This is a genomic window from Nocardioides sp. BGA-UO-ETr-FS32 (assembly GCF_059567905.1).
Map to the genome: position 1 here is coordinate 894693 of NZ_JCAQOX010000013.1, position 17202 is coordinate 911894.

16 protein-coding genes are annotated in these 17202 nt (G+C 73.0%); 9 read left to right on the forward strand and 7 right to left on the reverse strand.

Annotation, left to right across the window (positions count from 1 at the left end; all coding sequences use genetic code 11):
• The first annotated feature begins 20 nt into the window (after positions 1–20).
• Together AC57BS_RS09545 and AC57BS_RS09550 are read left to right on the forward strand one after the other, a co-directional pair.
• Positions 21–1382, forward strand: coding sequence for an acyl-CoA dehydrogenase family protein (locus AC57BS_RS09545; protein ID WP_496411189.1), 1362 nt, complete (start codon positions 21–23; stop codon positions 1380–1382).
• Positions 1382–2596: an acyl-CoA dehydrogenase family protein gene (locus tag AC57BS_RS09550; protein ID WP_496411190.1), complete on the forward strand. Its 1215-nt coding sequence runs from the start codon at positions 1382–1384 to the stop codon at positions 2594–2596. Before AC57BS_RS09545 ends, AC57BS_RS09550 begins: the two co-directional genes overlap by 1 nt.
• Here the strand turns inward: AC57BS_RS09550 and AC57BS_RS09555 are convergent, their stop codons facing one another.
• On the reverse strand, positions 2597–2884 hold the full coding sequence (locus tag AC57BS_RS09555; protein WP_129454357.1) for a YiaA/YiaB family inner membrane protein: 288 nt from the start codon (positions 2882–2884) through the stop codon (positions 2597–2599).
• Between the two features lie 97 nt (positions 2885–2981).
• On the opposite strand from AC57BS_RS09555, the gene AC57BS_RS09560 reads away from it, so the two are divergent.
• Genes AC57BS_RS09560 through AC57BS_RS09575 form a run of 4 tightly spaced genes read left to right on the forward strand, consistent with a single transcriptional unit; the run spans position 2982 to position 7182 of the window.
• On the forward strand, positions 2982–4421 hold the full coding sequence (locus AC57BS_RS09560) for a pyridoxal phosphate-dependent decarboxylase family protein (protein ID WP_496411191.1): 1440 nt from the start codon (positions 2982–2984) through the stop codon (positions 4419–4421).
• A 23-nt stretch (positions 4422–4444) separates the two neighbouring features.
• Complete coding sequence (locus AC57BS_RS09565; RefSeq protein WP_496411192.1) at positions 4445–5068, forward strand: hypothetical protein; 624 nt, start codon at positions 4445–4447, stop codon at positions 5066–5068.
• 10 nt (positions 5069–5078) lie between these two features.
• Positions 5079–6512 (forward strand): GuaB1 family IMP dehydrogenase-related protein, encoded by a 1434-nt coding sequence (locus tag AC57BS_RS09570; RefSeq protein ID WP_496411193.1) that lies wholly within the window; start codon positions 5079–5081, stop codon positions 6510–6512.
• 7 nt (positions 6513–6519) lie between these two features.
• Positions 6520–7182 carry a sulfotransferase family protein gene (locus AC57BS_RS09575; RefSeq protein ID WP_496411194.1) on the forward strand — a complete coding sequence of 221 codons (663 nt, stop codon included), beginning with the start codon at positions 6520–6522 and terminating at the stop codon, positions 7180–7182.
• A 15-nt stretch (positions 7183–7197) separates the two neighbouring features.
• Here AC57BS_RS09575 and AC57BS_RS09580 read toward each other — a convergent pair whose 3' ends face one another.
• From AC57BS_RS09580 to AC57BS_RS09605, 6 genes are all read right to left on the reverse strand, one after another.
• Positions 7198–8262, reverse strand: a complete 1065-nt coding sequence (locus AC57BS_RS09580) for an NAD-dependent epimerase/dehydratase family protein (protein ID WP_496411195.1) — start codon at positions 8260–8262, stop codon at positions 7198–7200.
• A gap of 85 nt (positions 8263–8347) precedes the next feature.
• Positions 8348–8932, reverse strand: coding sequence for a LysR substrate-binding domain-containing protein (locus AC57BS_RS09585; protein ID WP_496411196.1), 585 nt, complete (start codon positions 8930–8932; stop codon positions 8348–8350).
• Positions 8933–8941: 9 nt separating this feature from the next.
• Positions 8942–10654: a BCCT family transporter gene (locus AC57BS_RS09590; protein WP_496411197.1), complete on the reverse strand. Its 1713-nt coding sequence runs from the start codon at positions 10652–10654 to the stop codon at positions 8942–8944.
• A gap of 82 nt (positions 10655–10736) precedes the next feature.
• Positions 10737–11273, reverse strand: coding sequence for a flavodoxin family protein (locus AC57BS_RS09595; RefSeq protein ID WP_496411198.1), 537 nt, complete (start codon positions 11271–11273; stop codon positions 10737–10739).
• Between the two features lie 75 nt (positions 11274–11348).
• Entirely contained in the window at positions 11349–12986 is a 1638-nt protein-coding gene (locus AC57BS_RS09600) for a bifunctional 3'-5' exonuclease/DNA polymerase (RefSeq protein ID WP_496411199.1), read from the reverse strand.
• Positions 12987–13049: 63 nt separating this feature from the next.
• Positions 13050–14030, reverse strand: coding sequence for an Acg family FMN-binding oxidoreductase (locus AC57BS_RS09605; RefSeq protein WP_496411200.1), 981 nt, complete (start codon positions 14028–14030; stop codon positions 13050–13052).
• A gap of 133 nt (positions 14031–14163) precedes the next feature.
• Here AC57BS_RS09605 and AC57BS_RS09610 point away from each other — a divergent pair, with 133 nt between their 5' ends.
• Genes AC57BS_RS09610 through AC57BS_RS09620 form a run of 3 tightly spaced genes read left to right on the forward strand, consistent with a single transcriptional unit; the run spans position 14164 to position 17197 of the window.
• Positions 14164–15612 (forward strand): MBL fold metallo-hydrolase RNA specificity domain-containing protein, encoded by a 1449-nt coding sequence (locus tag AC57BS_RS09610; protein WP_496411201.1) that lies wholly within the window; start codon positions 14164–14166, stop codon positions 15610–15612.
• Positions 15612–16271 carry a DUF2238 domain-containing protein gene (locus tag AC57BS_RS09615; protein WP_496411202.1) on the forward strand — a complete coding sequence of 220 codons (660 nt, stop codon included), beginning with the start codon at positions 15612–15614 and terminating at the stop codon, positions 16269–16271. Before AC57BS_RS09610 ends, AC57BS_RS09615 begins: the two co-directional genes overlap by 1 nt.
• Positions 16268–17197 (forward strand): universal stress protein, encoded by a 930-nt coding sequence (locus tag AC57BS_RS09620; RefSeq protein ID WP_496411203.1) that lies wholly within the window; start codon positions 16268–16270, stop codon positions 17195–17197. Before AC57BS_RS09615 ends, AC57BS_RS09620 begins: the two co-directional genes overlap by 4 nt.
• Positions 17198–17202: the final 5 nt, after the last annotated feature.

A 17202-nucleotide genomic window follows, 5' to 3' on the forward strand; every position in this document is an offset into this window, starting at 1 on the left:
CTCGGAGTTACAGTTTCGTCATGTCCATCATGAACAGCCTCCGGCCGGGCGGCCGCCACGGGTTGTCCTCCCGGGAGACCCGCGACCCCATCGGCCTCGCCGTCGCCGCCGTCAACCGGCTGGCGCAGAGCGAGATCATCGACCGCGTCGGGCTGCGCAGGCAGACCGAGCAGGTCGTCTACTCGACCACGCGCAACGGCTTCCGGGTGGCGACCGCCGCCGGTCGGCAGTTCGCCAGGGCCGGCCGACGCACGGCCGGCACCCGGCCCGCCACTGCCGAGTCCCGCGGCGTCTTCGACCTCACCCCGACCGACGACGAGAGCATGCTCCTCGAGGTCGTCCGCGAGCTCGCCGACGAGCTACTCCGGCCCGCAGCGGCCGCCGCCGACGAGGCGTGCGCGGCCCCGGAGGAGGTCCTCGCGGCCGCGCAGGAGGTCGGGCTCCCCGGCCTGGGCGTGCCAGAGGAGCTCGGCGGCATCATGGAGGAGCGTTCCGCGATGGCCGGCACGCTCGTCGCCGAGGCGCTCGCCCGCGGCGACATGGGACTCGCCGTCGCCACGCTGGCCCCCGGTGCGGTCGCGACGGCGATCGGCCTGTGGGGCACCGAGGCGCAGCAGCAGACCTACCTCCCGGCCTTCACGGGCACCGACGTCCCCGTCGCCGCCCTGACCCTCGCCGAGCCCACCGTGCTCTTCGACCCGTTCTCGCTGTCGACCACCGCGCTGCGCGACGGCGACGGCTTCGTCCTCGACGGGGTGAAGTCCGCCGTGGTCCGCGGGGCCGACGCCGAGCTGTTCGTGGTCGCGGCCATGCTCGACGGCACGCCCGCGCTGTTCCTCGTCGAGTCCGGCACCGCCGGTCTCGAGGTGGAGGCCGACCCGTCGATGGGTCTCCGGGCCGCGGGCCTGTCGCGCCTGCACCTCTCCGGGGTGCGTGTCGGCGCCGACGCCCTGCTCGGCGACACCGACGGCGAGGCATACCGCGAGTGTGTACGCCTGTCCCGGCTGGCGTGGTGCGCGCTGGCGGTCGGCACCGGGCAGGCCGTCCTCGACTACGTGAAGGACTACGTCAACGGGCGCGAGGCGTTCGGCGAGCCGATCAGCCACCGCCAGTCGGTGGCGTTCATGGTCGCCGACATCGCCATCGAGGTGCAGGCCATGCGGCTGCTGACCTGGAAGGCCGCCTCGCGCGCCACCCGCGGCCAGGACTTCGCCCGCGAGGTCGGGCTGGCTCGCCAGCTCTGCACCGATAAGGGGATGCGCATCGGCCTCGACGGCGTCCAGCTGCTCGGTGGCCACGGCTTCGTCAAGGAGCACCCGGTCGAACGGTGGTACCGCGACCTGCGGGCCGTCGGAGTGATGGAAGGCGCGGTGATGGTCTGATGATCAACCTCGAGACCCCCCGCAAGCACGCGGGCCTCGTCGACCAGGCGCACCAGCTGGCGATGAACATGCTGCGCCCGATCTCGCGCAAGTACGACCGCGCCGAGCACGAGTACCCCAAGGAGCTCGACATGCTCGCCGCGCTGATCGACGGCGTGTCCGAGACCGGCGCGACCGGCGGCGCCGGTGCGGGCGGCGTACGCCGTGACGACACGGGTGCCGACGCCGGCAAGGTGCGGAACGGCGCCAACCTCGCGTCCGTGCTGTCCGTGGCCGAGATGTGCTGGGGCGACACGGCGCTCCTGCTGTCGATGCCGCGGCAGGGCCTCGGCAACTCGGCCATCGCCTCGGTGGCCAACGAGGAGCAGCTCCAGCGCTACAAGGGCACGTGGGCGGCGATGGCCATCACCGAGCCGGGCACAGGCTCGGACTCGGCCAACATCACCACGACCGCCGTCAAGGACGGCGACGAGTACGTCATCAACGGCGAGAAGATCTATGTCACCTCCGGTGAGCGAGCGGACTCGGTCGTGGTCTGGGCGACCCTCGACAAGGAGCTGGGCCGGGCGGCGATCAAGTCGTTCCTGGTCCGCAAGGACAACCCGGGGCTCAAGGTCGAGCGGCTCGAGCACAAGCTCGGCATCCGAGCCTCCGACACCGCGGTCATCACGTTCACCGACTGCCGGGTGCCCGCGGAGGACCTGCTGGGCTCGCCGGAGATCGACGTCAAGTCCGGCTTCGCCGGCGCGATGGCGACCTTCGACAACACGCGGCCGCTGGTCGCCGCGATGGCCGTCGGGTGCGCGCGCGCCTCGCTCGACCTCACCCGGGACCTGCTCGAGAAGGCCGGCGTGGTCATCGACTACGACCGGCCCGCCCAGTCGCAGTCGGCCGCAGCGGCGACCTTCCTGCGGCTCGAGGCCGACTGGGAGGGCGCCAAGCTGCTGATGATGCAGGCGGCCTGGATGGCCGACAACCGCTTGCCCAACTCCCTCGAGGCGTCGATGGCCAAGGCCAAGGCCGGCCGCGTCGGGTCCGACGTGACGCTGTCGTGCGTGCAGCTGTGCGGCACGCTCGGCTACAGCGAGGCCGAGCTGCTGGAGAAGTGGGCGCGCGACTCCAAGATCCTCGACATCTTCGAGGGCACCCAGCAGATCCAGCAGCTGATCGTGGCGCGCCGCATCCTGGGGCTGTCGAGCGCCGAGCTCAAGTAGTCAGGAGACGGACTTGAACGGGTCGTGCTCGGCGAGGATCTTGTCGACGCGGGCCTGGTCGATCCGCGACACGACGTAGCTGTCCTCCTGCGCGTCGCGCACGCACTTGGCGAGGGTGAAGCTCGAGGTGGTGAGGAACATCGTCCCGAGGCCGAGGAAGGCGCGGATCCACGGGTCGACGGGGAGGTAGAAGATCGCGAAGATCATGGTCAGCAGCGCGACGGCGAACGAGATGCCGGCCTGCAGGAAGAAGGCGTTGGTGTTCTTGGAGGGAGTCGTGGAGGCCATGGGTCAACCCTCGCCCGGTGAGAGGCGCCGGGCAGCCGCCGACCTACTCGGTCCGGTCTGAGTACGCGGGCTCGACCTCGACGAGTACGTTCGGCGCATGCCAGACCAGCCAGCCCACATGTCGCCCGAGGAGTTCCGCAGGCACGGCCACGCCGCCATCGACTGGATCGCCGACTACTGGGCCTCGCTCGACGACCTGCCCGTGCGCGCGCAGGTGGCCCCCGGCGACGTACGCCGCCTGTTGCCGGCGTCGGCGCCGGAGGCCGGTGAGCCGTTCGACGCGGTGCTCGCCGACCTCGACCGCGTCGTCGTCCCGGGCCTCACGCACTGGCAGCACCCCCGTTTCTTCGCCTACTTCCCGGCCAACTCCTCCCCGGCTGCGATCCTCGGCGACCTGCTCTCCAGCGGCATCGGCGCGCAGGGGATGATCTGGGCCACCAGCCCCGCTGTGACCGAGGTGGAGCAGGTCGTCCTGGACTGGTTCGCCGAGGCGCTGGGCCTGCCGGAAGACTTCCGCAGTGACGGCCCGGGTGGCGGGGTCATCCAGGACACGGCCTCCACGGCCACGTTCACCGCACTCCTTGCCGCACTGCACCGGGCCAGCGGGGGAGAGGTCCGCCGCCACGGCCTCGGGGACGCCGGCTGGCGGGTCTACGGCTCGTCGCAGGCGCACTCCTCGCTGGTCAAGGCCGCGATCATGGCCGGGCTCGGCGAGGACGCCGTGCGCACCATCGCCGTCGACCCCGTGACGCAGGCGATCGACGTCGAGGCGCTGCGTGAGGCGATCGTCGAGGACGTCGAGGCGGGGCTGCGGCCGGTCATGGTGCACGTCGCGGCGGGCACGACCTCGACCGGGGCGATGGACGACATCGCCGCGGTGGCGGAGGTCGTGCGCGAGTGGGGTCTCTGGGTCCACGTGGACGCCGCCTGGGCGGGCGTCGCCGCGGTCTGCCCCGAGCACCGCGCCCACCTCTCCGGGGTCGAGTCCGCCGACTCGTTCGTCACCAACCCGCACAAGTGGCTCTTGACGACCTTCGACTGCAGCACCTTCTGGGTGCGGGACCGCGCCGCGCTCACCGGCGCGCTGTCGATCCTCCCGGAGTACCTCCGCAACGCCGCCACCGAGTCGGGCGAGGTCGTCGACTACCGCGACTGGCACCCGCAGCTCGGCCGACGGTTCCGGGCGATCAAGCTGTGGGCCGTGCTCCGGACGTACGGCCTCGAGGGCTTGCGCGCGCACGTGCGCAGCGGCGTCGACCTCGCCGCGCACGTGGCGGACCTGGTCGCGGCCGACGAGCGCTTCGAGATGCTGACGGAGCCGTCCCTGTCCCTCGTCGTGTTCCGGCTGACCGCCGGTGACGAGCAGACGATGGCCGCGATGGAGGCGGTCAACGCGTCCGGCGAGGCGTACCTGTCGCACACCACGGTCGAGGGCCGAGCCGCCATCCGGCTGGCAGTCGGCAGCTGGCGCACGACCGAGGCCGACGTCGACCGCACCTGGCGCGCCCTGCAGGAGGCGGCCGCAGCTCAGGGCTGACCCGGACTGGCAGGGTGGACCGCATGAAGCTCTTCGCCGACACGCCCGTACGCCGCACGCTCCAGGTGCTCGCCGACCTGTTCTTCGTGGCATGGCTGGTGGCGTGGGCCTGGATCGGCACGGCCGTCCACGACGGCACGATGGAGCTCGCCGGCCCCGCCCGCCAGACGGACGCGTCGGCCACCTCGATGGCCGAGCAGCTCCGCGACGCGGGCGGCCGGCTGGGCGAGGCGCCCCTGGTGGGCGACGAGCTGGCATCGCCGTTCGACAAGGCGGCCTCCGGCGCGGACGGCATCGCCGCGGCCGGGCGCGACACGGTGGAGGCGGTGGAGCGGCTGGCGCTGCTGCTCGGTCTCTCGGTGGCGCTCATCCCGATCCTCATCGCCGCCGCCGTCCACCTGCCGATCCGCTGGCGGTTCGTCCGCGAGGCGACCGCCGGCGCGAGGTTCATCGACGCGCAGGAGGACCTCGACCTGTTCGCCCTCCGGGCGCTGGCCAACCAGCCGATGCGGGTGCTCGCGAGGGTCAGCGACGACCCCGCGGGCGCGTGGCGCGCACGCGACCCCGAAGTCGTGCGCCGCCTCGCCGAGCTCGAGCTCGCCGAGGTCGGCCTGCGACCCAGGAAGCTGCCGCGCCCGGCTGCGTAGACTCCCGCCAGTGCAGTTCCTCCACGAGAACCCCGGTCACGACCTGACCTACGACGACGTGTTCATGGTCCCGCGCCACTCCGCAGTGGCCAGCCGCTACGACGTCGACCTCGCCACCTCCGACGGCACCGGCGCGACGCTGCCGCTGGTGGTCGCCAACATGACGGCCATCGCCGGCAGGCGGATGGCCGAGACCGTCGCCCGCAGGGGCGGCATCACGGTGATCCCGCAGGACATCCCGCTCCCTGTCGTCGCCGAGGTGGTCGCGTGGGTCAAGCAGCGCCACCGCGTCTTCGACACCCCGATCGAGCTGCGTCCGGACCAGACCGTCGCCGAGGCGCTGGCGCTGATCCCCAAGCGCGCGCACCGGGCCGCGGTCGTCGTCCAGGACGGCCGTCCGGTCGGCGTCGTGTCGGAGGCCGACTGCGCGGAGGTCGACCGGTTCGCCCAGGTGGGGACGGTGATGAACCGGGGCGTCGTCACTGTCTCGGCCGCAACGGACCCTCGCGAGGTCTACGACGCCATCGAGCGCGCCAAGGCCCCGCTTGCCGTCGCGGTCGACGACGCGGGCGAGCTGGTCGGGGTGCTGACGCGGCTCGGTGCCCTGCGCGCGACGTTGTACCGGCCCGCGCTGGACGCTGCCGGAGGACTGCGGATCGCGGCCGCCGTCGGTGTGAACGGCGAGGTCGCCGACCGGGCCGCGGACCTGCTCGCCGCCGGCGTCGACTGCCTCGTCGTGGACACCGCCCACGGCCACCAGGACCGCATGGTGCAGGCGCTGCAGGCCGTACGCGCCCTGTCGCCCACCGTGCCGGTCGCGGCGGGCAACGTCGTGTCCGCCGAGGGCACCCGCACGCTCATCGAGGCGGGCGCCGACATCGTCAAGGTCGGCGTGGGACCGGGCGCGATGTGCACGACCCGGATGATGACCGGCGTCGGCCGGCCCCAGTTCTCCGCCGTCCTGGAGTGCGCGACGGCGGCCCGCGAGCTCGGCAGGCACGTGTGGGCAGACGGCGGCGTACGCCATCCCCGCGACGTCGCCCTCGCCCTCGCCGCCGGCGCCTCCTCGGTGATGATCGGCTCGTGGTTCGCCGGCACCCACGAGTCTCCCGGCGACCTGATGCACGACGCCGACGGACGACCGTTCAAGGTGTCCTTCGGCATGGCGTCGGCGCGCGCGGTCGCCAACCGCACCACGGGCGAGTCGTCCTACGACCGGGCCCGCAAGGGTCTCTACGAGGAGGGCATCTCGTCCTCGCGGATGTACCTCGACCCTCAGCGTCCCGGTGTGGAGGACCTCATCGACCAGATCTGCTCGGGTGTGCGCTCCTCGTGCACCTATGCCGGCGCGCGTGACCTCGCCGAGCTCCACGAGCGGGCGCTCGTCGGGGTCCAGTCCGCTGCCGGCTTCCACGAGGGCCGGCCCCTGGACAGGTCGTGGTGACGTCCTGATGGAGCGTCAGCACGTCTTCGTCATGACGTACGGCAGGTCGGGCTCGACGCTGCTGATGGGGATCCTCAACTCGATCCCCGGGTGGCTGCTGCGCGGGGAGAACCGCCACGCGATGCGGCACCTCTACGACTTCCACCGCAGCGGTCTCGCGGAGAAGGCGCGCGTCGATCCCGCCCGCGCCTCGCAGCCGACCCACCCGTGGTTCGGCATCGAGTCCTTCCCCGAGGACGTCTCCCTCGCCCGCATCCGCGACCTCGCGGAGGCGACGCTGCTGCGGCCCGAGCCGGACACGCGGGTGACCGGCTACAAGGAGATCCGGTGGTACGACGCGGACCTGCCGGACTACCTCGACTTCCTGCGTCAGGTCTTCCCGGGGGCGCGTTTCGTGCTCAACACCCGCAACCTCGAGGACGTCGCTGCCAGCAACTACTGGACGCACAAGGACGACCCCCTCGGCCAGGTGCAACGGATCGAGGCGAAGATGCTCGCCGCCGCCGAGGGGCTCGGCGACGCGGTCTTCCGGGTCCACTACGACGACTATGTGGCCGATCCCGAGGTGCTGCGCGGACTCTTCGACTGGCTGGGCGAGGAGTTCGACGCCGAGCGCGTCCGAGCGGTGCTGGCGACGCCCCACTCGCGGCGGGGCAAGCACCGGGACTGAGTCGACCCCGTCGTCTCAGGGCTCCCGGCGGCTGCTGACCGGTCCTCTGCGAAGCGCGGCACGGGCGCCGTTCCAGACCGTCCGTGGCCTCAGGACCGGTGAGTCGGACGACGCTGCGTCCTGCATGCCGTCGAGGACCTCGGCCAGCACGGCCGTCCCGTCGACCTCGGGCTCCCACCCGAGCTCGGTCCGCGCCCGGGTCGTGTCCAGGAGCGGCACCGCGTAGCCCAGGTCGATCCACCCGGGATCGAGAGGCTGGAGCCGGGCGTGCCAGGTCGCCGACACGGCGGCCCGCACCGCTGCGGAGGGCACGTGGACGAGGCGGGCGTGCAGGGCTGCTGCCACGTCCTCGGCGTGGACCGGCTGGGCGGCCGCCAGGTTGAACGCCCCCGGCGCACGCGCCGCGAGCACCCGCGCCACGGCGTCCGCGACGTCGTCGGCGTGCACCATCGGGACGGTCAGTCGCCTGTCGAGCGGCAGCACCGGCACGTGGCGCAGCACTCCGGCCGGCACGAGGGCAGGCAGGCCGTAGCGTAGGAGGGCACTACCGGCGCGACGCTGGCCGATGATCCCGGGACGCATCCGCGTGACGACCACGGGACGGCCATCGGCCTCCAGATGGTCGAGGAGCCGCTCGGCGGCGACCTTGTGCCGGCTGTACATCGACGTGGGCACGCCCTCGGTCGGCCATGTCTCGTCGACCGGGGCGTCGTCCCGCTTCGGGGAGTAGGCCCCGACCGAGGACATGTGGACCAGGTGCGGCACTCCGCTGGCGACGACGGCCTCCACGACGCGGCGGGTGCCGCCCACCCCCAGCTCGCGGAGGTGGTCCTCCCGGTGTGAGGGCTGGAACCCCCACGCCAGGTGGACGACAGCGTCGGCCCCGTCACAGGCGCGGTGCAGGGCCGCTGCGTCGTCGCGGGCCAGGTCGACGGTGGCCCACTCCGCCTCGGCGAACGGGAAGTCGCTGCCCGGCGAACGGCGTGCGACGCCGACCAGCTCGTGCCCGCCGTCGGCCGCCAGCCTGCGCAGCAGGGCCGACCCGACGTTGCCGCTCGCGCCAGTGATGACGATGCGCATGTCTCTCCTCCTCGGGGCGGGGACCAGTGCCCGCTCCCGGACCCCGTACCCCGCGGGCCGCCGGCGCAACCCCGTCCGGCGGCCGTCACCGGCGAGAGGTGTTGGCCGTCCGTCCCTTGGCGACCCCGACGAACGCCTGGGTCACCTCGTCGTCCCGCTCGATGAGCCAGACGAGCGCGATGGTGGTCGGCTCGAGGTCGGAGACGACGCGGCTGATGACGTCCTTGCGCTGGTGGAGGCGGGCGATCGACATCGGGAGGACCACGATGCCCGTGCCGGCGGCGACGGTCTCGATCGCCTCCTGCTCCGTCATCGGCGGCCAGTCGAGCTGTTCGGCCTCCGGTGTCCAGCCGCTCGCGTGGGGGCGTACGAGCTGCTCGTCGACGAGGTCGGCGGTCGTGACCGCCTCGTCCGTGGCGGCCAGGAGGTGGTCGCGGGACGTGACGGCGACCTGCAGCTCGTCGTAGAGACGTACGCAGTGCAAGCCGTCGCGGTCGACGGGCAGCCGGACGAGCGCCATGTCGAGGCTGCCGGCGCGCACCCCGTCGATCTGGTCTGCCTCGGTGGTCGGCACCAGGTGGAGGGACTCGCGACGACGGTCGCGCCACTGCCGCGCCCACTTGTCGGGGGTCGCGCCGGTGACGAAGCCGACGCGGAGAGGGGCGATCATGCGACGACCCTAGTTGCGGGTCGCGCCCGGGTCCTTCTGCACCGACAGGACGAAGTCGTCGCCGTGCTCGGTCACGCCGGTGATCACGGCGGCCTCGACGGCCTCCATGGCGTACTTGCGGCGCACGACCAGCGGGTCCGAGGCGAGGTCCTTCACCAGCGCGACGGCGAGCCCGATCATGATCAGCACGAACGGCAGCGCGGCGATCACGGTGATCGTCTGCAGGCCGCCGAGTGCGTCGGCACCGCCGACGAGGAGCATCACCGCGGCGACGGCACCGGTCGCGACGCCCCAGAAGATGACCGTCGGGCGGCTCGGGTGGATGGTGCCGCGCTCGGAGAGCGAGCCCATCACGATCGAGGCGGCGTCGGCGCCGGACACGAAGAAGATGCCGACCAGCACCATCACCACGATGCTCGACACAGTGGCGAGCGGGTAGGCGTCGAGGGTGCTGAAGAGCTGGTTCTCCAGCCCGCCGGCACCTGCGATGTCGGTGCCCGTCTTCTGCAGGTCGATGGCAGCGCCGCCGAAGATGCAGAACCACACGACGCTCACGAGGCTGGGGACGAGCAGCACGCCGGTGACGAACTGGCGGATGGTGCGGCCGCGGGAGATCCGAGCGATGAACATGCCGACGAAGGGCGTCCACGAGAGCCACCAGGCCCAGTAGAAGACCGTCCAGGCGGAGAGCCACTCGCTGGCCTCGGACCCCTCAGCGGCGGTGCGCGCGGCCATCATCGGCAGGTCGGCGACGTAGCTGCCGATCGAGGTCGGCAGGAGGTTCAGGATGAACACGGTCGGGCCGACGATGAAGACGAACAGGGCCAGCGCGACGGCGAGGACCATGTTGATGTTGGACAGCCACTGGATGCCCTTGGCCACGCCGGACACGGCGGAGAGCACGAAGGCGGCGGTGAGGACGGCGATGATGCCGACGAGGACGGCGTTGCCGGTGTCGCCGAGCCCGGCGACGATCTGGAGGCCGGACTGGATCTGGAGGGCGCCGAGGCCGAGCGAGGTGGCCGAGCCGAACAGGGTCGCGAAGATGGCGAACATGTCGATCGCCTTGCCCCCGGCACCGTGCGCGTGGCGGCCGAGGAGGGGCTCGAAGGCCGAGCTGATCAGCTGGAGACGCCCCTTGCGGTAGACGCCGTACGAGACCGCGAGGCCGACGACGGCGTAGATCGCCCACGGGTGGAGCGTCCAGTGGAACATCGTCGTCGCCATGGCGTTCTGGGCGGCCTCGGTGTTGCCCGCCTCACCCGTGCCCGGCGGCGGGGTGACGAAGTGGGTGATCGGCTCGCTGACGCCGTAGAACATCAGGCCGATGCCCATGCCGGCGCTGAACATCATCGCGACCCAGGAGATCGTGCGGAACTCCGGCTCCTCGTCGTCGCGGCCGAGCGGGATGTTGCCGAACTTGCCGAGGGCGAGCCAGATGACGAAGACGACGAACGCGCTCGAGGTCAGGACGAACAGCCAGCCGGTCTTCTCCATCGTCCAGGCCAGGCCGCTGGCCGAGGCGTCGGCGAGGCTGCCGGTGCTGACGAATCCCCAGACGAGGAACGCGAGGCTGACGAGTGCGGTGACGCCGAAGACGACCTTGTCCACGCCTCTCTCGCGAGGCACAGTGGGCTCGATGGCGGAGTCGAGGGCCGGGTGCGGCTCGTCGACGACGTCGGGTGTGGGCAGGTCTCGTGGATGTTCGATTCCGGTGGCCATCGGTCCAACACACCAGCATTCGCCGGCCGATGGCAAACCGCGGGTATGCGTTTCCGCTCAGACCGTGAGATGACCCACAGCGTCACGTCTCCCGGCGAGCGAGGGCCCGCCCCCACGCCCGCGCGCGATCGAGCTCGCCGTTCGCCAGCGGACCGTGGGAGTCCTCGACGAAGAACGAGGCGGAGTCGACGACGCTCCCGAGGTGGTGGCGGACCACGGACCGGCCGGCCGCGCGTGCGGCTGATCCGGGCAGCTTCCTGACCGCGGTGACGCGGGTGTCGAAGGTGGCGATGTCGGGCAGGTCCCCGGTGGGGGTCAGGGTCTCGAGCCACTCGCGGACGCCGCGGGCCTCGTGGCCGGGGTCGGCGCCCTGGGCGCGCGCGTCGCGCCGCGTCGACGCACGGCTCATCGAGAACGCGTGGGTGGGCGCACCGACGACCAGCAGGTCCACGTCGGCGGCGAGCCGGTCGGGGGCGTGGGTCACGTCGACGACCTCCACGCGCCACTCGTGGCCGGCCCGTGCCTCGCTCGCGATCCCGTCCGCGATCCCGTCCGCGACCGCCTCGGCCACCGTCCGGGTGTTGCCGAAGTGTGACTCGTGCACGACCAGTGTGTTCATGACCTGCCTCCTTGCCACCAGCCTGCGCCGGGGCCGGCCCCGCGGGCAGGGGCGAAGGGCGGGGGAGCAGGGGACCTACGTCCCCGGCTTGCCTGCGTCGGCGTACGACCGCACGACGGAGATGCTGAGGGGGAAGTCGACCGCCATCTCGCGGAAGAGGAGCCGACCCGCGGCGGTGGCCGCTGCGGTCACCTCCGCCGACACGGCGTCGGCGAGGTGGGCGGGTGCGTGCACGACGACCTCGTCGTGCAGGAAGAAGACCAGGTGCGCTCGCGCCTCGACCGGCCCGTCGCCCGCCAGACGCCACAGCCGGTTGCGCAGGTCGGCGATCCAGCACAGCGCCCACTCCGCACCGGTGCCCTGGACCACGAAGTTGCGGGTGAACCGGCCGTGGGCGCGACGACGGCGGTCCTGGTCGGCCAGGTCGCCGGGTGGCGCGTCGGGTGACTCGTCCCACGAGGCGCCGAGGCGCGGGCAGCCGCGTCCGAGGAGCGTACGGACGCCCTGGCCCCGCTCCCCGGCGCGGGCCGCCGCCTCCACCAGCCCGAACGCCTGGGGGTATCGGCGGGTCAGGTCGGCCACCATGCGCCCGCTCTCGCCGCTCGTCGCGCCGTACATCGCACCGAGCAGGCCGAGCTTGGCGTGCTGGCGACTCGCGACCGCCCCGGCGTCGACCATCCCCTGGTAGAGGTCGGCGCCCCGCGCGGCCCGGGCCAGCCCGCGGTCGCCGCTCATGCCCGCCAGCACCCGTGGCTCGAGCTGTGCGACGTCGGCCACGACCAGCACCCAGCCGTCGTCGGCCACCGCGGCGGGGCGCACCTGCGCCGGGAACGACAGGGCGCCGCCGCCGTTGGAGGACCAACGTCCGGTGACGGACCCCGCAGGCTGGTAGGACGGCCGGAACCGTCCGTCGCGGACCCACTCGTCGAGCCACGCCCAGCCGTTGGTGTGGAAGAGGTGGGCGAGCTTCTTGTAGCGCACCAGCGGCTCGGCCACCGGGTGGTCGATGCGCTGCAGCGTCGACGCGCGCGTGTCGGTCACCGCGAGGTCCGCACGACGCAGAGCCGCGAGGAGCTCGGGTTGCGAGTCCGGGTTGAGGCCGGGCGCGCCGAGGAGTCGGCGTATGTCGTCGGCGCAGGCCGCCAGCAGGCGCGGCGGCGCGCCGCGTGGCGGGCGCGGACCCAGCTGGTCGGTGAGCAGGGCCTCGTGCACCTCGGTGCTCCACGGGACGCCCGCATGCGTCATCTCGGCCGCCGCGAGTGCTCCCGCCGACTCGGCGGCGAGGAGGAGGCCGAGCCGGGCGGCCTCCGGGGAGGCGGCGACTGCGGCGAGCTGGCGGGCGTCCTCGAGGTCGGCCCGCAGGTGGTCGGCGGAGTCGCCGGCGCCGAAGAGGACGGGGTCGGAGGCCACGGCGGCGCGCGGCCCGTCCCACAGCCGGGCCTCCTCGCCGCGCAGCAGCCCGGGGTCCACGGCAGGCGCCCGGGCGAGGAGCCGCCGGCACAGTCGCAGGTCGTGGCACCGCTCGACCCGAACGCCCGCTGCGAGGAGCGGGGGATACCAGCGTGCGGTGTCGTCCCACACCCATCGAGGCGCAGCCGCCTCGCGCTCGAGGACCAGTGGCGCCAGGTCACCCATCGCGATCTCGCGTGCCCCGTCGTCGTCGGTGACCAGCACACGATCTCCCGGCAGGCGGGACAGCCGGATGCGAGCCATGGAGAACACCCTCTCCCACGGCTCCGACGCGGCGGTCCGCGCCACGGCCGGAGGCCCTCGCAGTCACACCAGGTCCAGCACCTCCGACACCGGCCGGCGCGGGGTACGGGCGAGGGACGTGCCCGCCGTGGAGCGCCAGCCGACGCGGACGAGCAGGAGGGGGTGGGCCAGGCTGCCGAGGACCTCGACCTGGAAGGCGCGGCGGGTCTCGGGCACCTCGATCACCTGGCTGAGCGGCACGAGGGACAGGCCGCCCTCCTCGGCGGCGAGCCACATCGCGCCCAGTCCCTCCCCGGCCAGGAGCCAGGCACGTGGGTCGTCAGCGGTGTCGAAGAAGACGATGAGGCCGTCGGTGGCCTCGACCTCCGGGCCCGGGTGGTCCTCCGACACGGTCCCATCGAACCGGTGCGGGTGGGCACCGGCACGGTCGGCGGGACCCGGGAGGGCTGCGGCCGGCACACCGTCCCCGGAGAGGCGGTGCTGCCAGTCCTCCTGCTCGGCTCGGGCAGCCGGGTTCGCCCGCTGGCGGGCGGCGGCTCGTCGGACGAGTCGTTCGGCGATGTGGCGCTCGGAATCGTCGGTGAGGGCGACAGCGCGGGCACCCCACTGGTGCGCGACCCTCGCCAGGTGCGCCTGTCGCTCCTCCGGGACGGGCCAGGCGTTGAACCGGCGCCGGTCGGTGCACCGCGCCTCGATGGCGGCCAGGGTCTCCTGGGCCGTTGCGGATTGAGCACCGGGCGTCAGCTCGATGGTGGCGAGGAGGTCGGGCTGGTCGGGGTCGGGATGGCGTACGACGCGGGTCGACCACCCCAGCGCGCCTGCCGCCGCTCGCGCGTGGTGCAGCGCCGCCCCACAGCTGATCGTCAGGTTGCGGCCCAGTGGGTCGGTCTCGGTGAGCTGGTGGGTCCGGTCGGCGACCAGCTCGAGCGATCGAGCGCCGCCCCGCCATCGCCAGGGCTGGGTGTTGTGCACGCTCGGTGCGCGCGAGGCGACCTCGACGATGCGGTGGAGGGTCTCGACGGGGACGAGGCGGGTGGCGGTCATGGCCGGCTCCTCTGGGGTGCGGTTCCTCCTCCGAGACTGCGCCGCGGCCGCGCCGCCCGGCAGTGCCGTTGGTCCCGCCCGGCGGGGCCGTCGGTCTCTGCCGCGGCACGCCAGCTGCTCCTAGCGTCGCATCATGACGACCTTGGACGAGCCTGGCGAGCGGGACGGGCACGTCGACGCGGCGACCCTGCGGACGCCCGCGCTGACCTTCCTCGGTGCCGTCGACACGGTCACGGGCAGCCGGTTCCTGCTGGAGTCCGGAGGGCGTCGGCTGCTCGTCGACGCGGGCCTCTACCAGGGTCTCGCCGTCCATCGCCGCCGCAACTGGGAGTCCTTCCCGGTCGACCCGGCCGGCATCGACGACGTCGTGCTGACCCACGCGCACCTCGACCACACCGGCTACCTGCCACGCCTGGTCAAGGACGGCTTCCGCGGACGTGTGACCTGCACCGAGGAGACCGCGGAGCTCGCGGCCATCGTGCTGAGGGACAGCGCCCACCTCCAGCAGGAGGACGCCCGGTACGCCAACCTCGCCGGGTTCTCCCGGCACAGTCCGGCGCTCCCTCTCTACGACGACCGCGACGTCGAGCGGGCGCTCGACCTCATCAGCCCGGTGGACTTCGAGGAGCCGGTCGAGCTGTCGAGCCGGTTCACCGCGACGCTGCGCCCGGCAGGGCACATCCTCGGCTCCGCGACGGTCACGATCGAGGCGGCGGACGAGCGGGCACGGCACCGGGTGGCCTTCAGCGGTGACCTCGGCCGGCCCCACCACCCGCTCCTGCGGCCGCCGGTCGACCCTCCCGCGGTCGACACGCTGGTGGTCGAGTCGACGTACGGCGACCGGACGCACCCGCCTCCGGAGCCCGGCCTGCTCGCCCACGCGGTCCGCCGCACCGTCGAACGGGGCGGCAGCGTGCTCATCCCGGCCTTCGCGGTGGACCGCACCGAGCTGGTCCTGCTCGAGCTGCGGCGGCTCGTCGAGCAGAGCGAGATCCCGGACGTGCCGGTCTACGTCGACAGCCCGATGGCCCTCGCGGCGCTCGACTGCTACCGCCGGGCGGCCGAGCGCGGGGGTCCCCAGCTCCGTCCCGAGGCGCGCGAGCTGGTCGGTCAGTTCGACAGCCACCGTGTCCACGCCGTGCACGACGTCGAGGGCTCGATGCGGCTCAACAGGCCGCGCACACCCAGCATCGTGATCTCCGCCTCCGGGATGGCGTCCGGGGGGCGGGTCGTGCACCACCTCGCCCACCAGCTGCCCGACCGGCGCAACTGCGTGGTCCTCACCGGCTTCCAGGCCGACGGCACCCGCGGCCGGCAGCTCGCGGAGGGAGCCCGGGAGGTGAAGATCCACGGCCGCTACGTACCCGTGCGCGCCGAGGTGGTCGTCGTGCCCGACTTCTCGGTGCACTCCGACGCGCGGGAGACGATCGAGTGGCTCGCCCGTGCGCCGGAACCGCCCCGCACGGTGTACGTCGTGCACGGTGAGCCACGGTCGGCCGCGAGCCTGGCCCGCTCGATCTCCGACGAGCTCGGCTGGACGGCCGTGGTCCCGTCCTACGGCGAGCGCGTGCTGGTGGACTGATGTCCGCGCCGCGCACTGCTCCGACCTGGGTCGTGGTCGCCGACGTCGCTGCCAAGGTCCTCCTCCTGCTCGCCGTCGCACAGGTGGCGCTCGACCCCAGCTGGGGGAACCTGGAGGGCAAGGCGCCGGTCGCCCGTGCGGTGACCTACCCGATGCTCGCCCTGTTGGTGCCGCTGCTCCACTCCGTGCGGGTGCAGCGCCCGGGTGGTGGGGTCCCGGGCACGGGGGGCGGGCGCGACCGGCCCTACCCGTGGGGCGCCGACCTCCTCGTGACCGTGCCGGCCTTCTCCGACCTGCTCGGCAACCGCCTCGACCTGTACGACCGAGTGGTGTGGTTCGACGACGCGATCCACCTGGCCAACACCGCGGCCCTGAGCGCCGGCGTGCTGGTCCTCACCGGCGCGGCCGCGGCACCCCTGCTGCGGCGGCTGGAGATCTCCGTGGCGGCCGGGCTGACGCTGTCTCTGGTCTGGGAGCTGTGGGAGTACTACGCCTTCATCACCCGGTCCGCGGAGTCGAGCACGGCGTACGCCGACACGCTTGGCGACCTCGCGCTGGGCTGGGTGGGAGCGGTGCTCGCGGCAGGACTCGTGCGGCCTCCGGACGGGACCTCCGGCCCTGCCGGGCACCGGCGGCTGCGGGAGACAGTGGAGGCATGAACACCATCGCTGCAGGGAGTGTCGTCGTGGGCGTGACCGGGCGGGGTCGCGAGACACCCGCACTGCGCTTCGCCATCGACGTCGCCCGACGAGAAGATGCGCGCATCGCGCTGGTGCACGTCACGCGGAACCCGTTGCCGAGCGTCCCGGGCGCACTGGTGGACCGGGTCGAGGCGGCTGCCGTCGCTGAGGGCATCCTCGCCGACGTCTCGCATGAGCTGGTGGAGCTGTCGCACGGTGACGTCGCGATCGACACGCTCTCGCGACGCGGCGTGCCGGCACAGGTGCTGGTCGAGCTCAGCGGTGCCGCCCGCCTCGTGGTCGTGCAGCACCGCACCTCGAGCGCTCTCGAGCGGCTCGTCGTCGGGTCCACCAGCCACGGCGCCGCTGCCCACAGCGCTTGTCCCGTGGTGTCGGTGCCGGGCGACTGGCGGCCGGACCCCGCGGCGGCCGAGGTGGTGGTCGGCGTCCACGAGGGTGGCGTGCCGCGCCAGGTCCTCGATGCCGGATTCGCCTGGGCCGCTGCCACCGGGGCGCCCCTGCGGATCGTCCACGCATGGCGCCTCGACGCCGCCTACGACGACATCATCAGCAACCGGGTGGCCGCCGAGTGGCGTGACCAGCACCGGGAGCAGCTCGTCGCGACCGTGGCCGAGGTCCGCGGTGACTGGCCGCAGGTCGAGGTGGAGGTCGAGGTGCGGCACCAGTGGCCGGCCGACGTCCTGGTCGACGACTCCCGCAACGCCTCGCTCGTCGTCATCGGACGACGCGGCGTGCACGGATGGGTCCCCGAGCACCTGAGCTCGCTCGCCCGTACGGTCCTCCGTGCGGCGAGGTGCCCGGTCATGGTGGTGCCGGTCGTGGAGCACTCGGGCGAACCGGCCGACTGGGAGCTCGTGGCCGAGGAGGTCTCCCCGCAGACCTGAGCCGG

Excerpts from the sequence above, each read along its gene's own strand:
- AC57BS_RS09545 (WP_496411189.1), top strand. The coding sequence starts at position 21 with ATGTCCATCATGAACAGCCTCCGGCCGGGCGGCCGCCACGGGTTGTCC.
- AC57BS_RS09550 (WP_496411190.1), top strand. The coding sequence starts at position 1,382 with ATGATCAACCTCGAGACCCCCCGCAAGCACGCGGGCCTCGTCGACCAG.
- AC57BS_RS09555 (WP_129454357.1), bottom strand. The coding sequence starts at position 2,884 with ATGGCCTCCACGACTCCCTCCAAGAACACCAACGCCTTCTTCCTGCAG.
- AC57BS_RS09560 (WP_496411191.1), top strand. The coding sequence starts at position 2,982 with ATGCCAGACCAGCCAGCCCACATGTCGCCCGAGGAGTTCCGCAGGCAC.
- AC57BS_RS09565 (WP_496411192.1), top strand. The coding sequence starts at position 4,445 with ATGAAGCTCTTCGCCGACACGCCCGTACGCCGCACGCTCCAGGTGCTC.
- AC57BS_RS09575 (WP_496411194.1), top strand. The coding sequence starts at position 6,520 with ATGGAGCGTCAGCACGTCTTCGTCATGACGTACGGCAGGTCGGGCTCG.
- AC57BS_RS09580 (WP_496411195.1), bottom strand. The coding sequence starts at position 8,262 with ATGCGCATCGTCATCACTGGCGCGAGCGGCAACGTCGGGTCGGCCCTG.
- AC57BS_RS09585 (WP_496411196.1), bottom strand. The coding sequence starts at position 8,932 with ATGATCGCCCCTCTCCGCGTCGGCTTCGTCACCGGCGCGACCCCCGAC.
- AC57BS_RS09590 (WP_496411197.1), bottom strand. The coding sequence starts at position 10,654 with ATGGCCACCGGAATCGAACATCCACGAGACCTGCCCACACCCGACGTC.
- AC57BS_RS09595 (WP_496411198.1), bottom strand. The coding sequence starts at position 11,273 with ATGAACACACTGGTCGTGCACGAGTCACACTTCGGCAACACCCGGACG.
- AC57BS_RS09600 (WP_496411199.1), bottom strand. The coding sequence starts at position 12,986 with ATGGCTCGCATCCGGCTGTCCCGCCTGCCGGGAGATCGTGTGCTGGTC.
- AC57BS_RS09605 (WP_496411200.1), bottom strand. The coding sequence starts at position 14,030 with ATGACCGCCACCCGCCTCGTCCCCGTCGAGACCCTCCACCGCATCGTC.
- AC57BS_RS09610 (WP_496411201.1), top strand. The coding sequence starts at position 14,164 with ATGACGACCTTGGACGAGCCTGGCGAGCGGGACGGGCACGTCGACGCG.
- AC57BS_RS09615 (WP_496411202.1), top strand. The coding sequence starts at position 15,612 with ATGTCCGCGCCGCGCACTGCTCCGACCTGGGTCGTGGTCGCCGACGTC.
- AC57BS_RS09620 (WP_496411203.1), top strand. The coding sequence starts at position 16,268 with ATGAACACCATCGCTGCAGGGAGTGTCGTCGTGGGCGTGACCGGGCGG.